The following is a 1,656-nucleotide window of genomic DNA, read 5'->3' as shown; positions in this document are numbered from 1 at the left end:
TAAGAACACCCTGCTCTCCTCGCCCTACCGCATATAAATGCGGTTGCTCTCGTAAATTAAGCTTCTTGTAATCCAGGGAATAATCAGAAGATATTGCGAAACCAATAGAAGGTAAAGCAAATAAACATTGGTATATGGCTTTTTATATTTCTTTAGCAGCAATGCTTTGGGGATTTGGCTGTATTTTTTACACTGTAGGAACAGGAATTGGAGTTTGGGGATTAAGCAAGAACATTGGATGGGCTTGGGATATCACTAACTTTGTATGGTGGGTAGGTATTGGTCACGCAGGAACATTAATTTCTGCAGTACTTTTATTATTCCGTCAAAAGTGGAGAATGGCCATAAACCGTTCTGCAGAAGCAATGACAATTTTCGCCGTTTTCCAAGCAGGATTGTTTCCAATTATTCACATGGGACGTCCTTGGAATGGTTATTGGGTAATGCCAATACCAAATCAATTTGGTTCTTTGTGGGTAAACTTTAACTCTCCATTACTTTGGGATGTTTTTGCAATTTCTACATATCTATCGGTTTCATTAGTTTTTTGGTGGACAGGTCTATTACCAGATTTTGCAATGATAAGAGATAGAGCCGTAAAACCTTTTCAAAAGAAAATATACGCATTATTAAGTTTTGGTTGGTCTGGTAGAGCAAAAGATTGGCAACGTTTTGAAGAAGTATCTTTAGTGTTAGCTGGTTTAGCAACTCCTTTAGTACTTTCTGTACACACCATTGTATCTATGGACTTTGCTACTTCTATCAACCCTGGTTGGCACTCAACAATTTTTCCACCTTATTTCGTTGCTGGAGCAATCTTTTCAGGATTTGCAATGGTACAAACCTTATTGGGTATTATGAGAAAGGTTACAAATATGGAAGATTATATTACACGTTTACACGTAGAATATATGAATATTGTAATTATCTTAACAGGTGGTATTGTAGCTGTAGCTTATGCAACTGAATTTTTTATAGCATGGTACACAGGATCACCTTATGAAAATTACACCTATTTATCTGTGGGTGCTGCAACAGGACCTTATGCATGGGCATTTTATTCATTATTATTCTTTAATATTTTAACACCACAATTATTATGGTTTAAAAAGATTAGAAGAAGTTTTATATGGTCTTTCATCATTTCAATATTTATTAATATTGGTATGTGGTTTGAGCGTTTTGACATTATTGCAATTGTTTTGAGTAAAGGACACTTACCTTCAACTTGGTGGCGTTTTGAGCCAACATTTGTAGATGTAGGTATCTTTATAGGAACTATTGGGTTCTTCTTTGTTCTATTCTTATTATATGCCAGAACTTTCCCAGTAATTGCGCAGGCAGAAGTAAAAACAATTTTAAAATCTTCTGGAGAATTCTACAAAAAGAGAAGAGCACAAGGTATTCCTACAAAACCAACAGTTGTTGTGGTTGATAAAACAATAAAGGAAGTTAATCCTGATAAAAATAAAAAAGAATAATTATGGAATCATCAAAAGTTATTCATGCATTTTATAATGATGACGAGGTTGTATTAGATGCAGTTAAGGCTGTTAAAGCAGATGGTCATCATATTGAAGAAGTATTTTGTCCTTTTCCAGTGCATGGTTTAGACAAAGCAATGGGTTTAGCCCCAACAAGATTAGCAATTACTTC

The 1,656-nt window shown here is 34.9% G+C and carries 2 protein-coding genes and 1 pseudogene; 2 read left to right on the top strand and 1 reads right to left on the bottom strand.

The genetic code is table 11. From position 1 onward, the window contains the following. On the bottom strand, positions 1–76 hold a 76-nt coding region (locus ACTG3S_RS10910; RefSeq protein ID WP_439129388.1), incomplete at its 3' end, for a DUF4385 family protein. Positions 77–83: 7 nt separating this feature from the next. On the opposite strand from ACTG3S_RS10910, the pseudogene nrfD reads away from it, so the two are divergent. Together nrfD and ACTG3S_RS10900 are read left to right on the top strand one after the other, a co-directional pair. Further along, a pseudogene (gene nrfD, locus ACTG3S_RS10905) lies at positions 84–1,481 on the top strand (NrfD/PsrC family molybdoenzyme membrane anchor subunit); the annotation flags it as partial. A gap of 2 nt (positions 1,482–1,483) precedes the next feature. Beyond that, on the top strand, positions 1,484–1,656 hold a 173-nt coding region (locus ACTG3S_RS10900), incomplete at its 3' end, for a quinol:electron acceptor oxidoreductase subunit ActD (RefSeq protein WP_439129387.1).

This window comes from Polaribacter sp., assembly GCF_965656025.1.
Lineage (GTDB): Bacteria > Bacteroidota > Bacteroidia > Flavobacteriales > Flavobacteriaceae > Polaribacter.
Note: the sequence above shows the minus strand (reverse complement) of the source record. Positions and strands in the feature narration are given on the sequence as shown.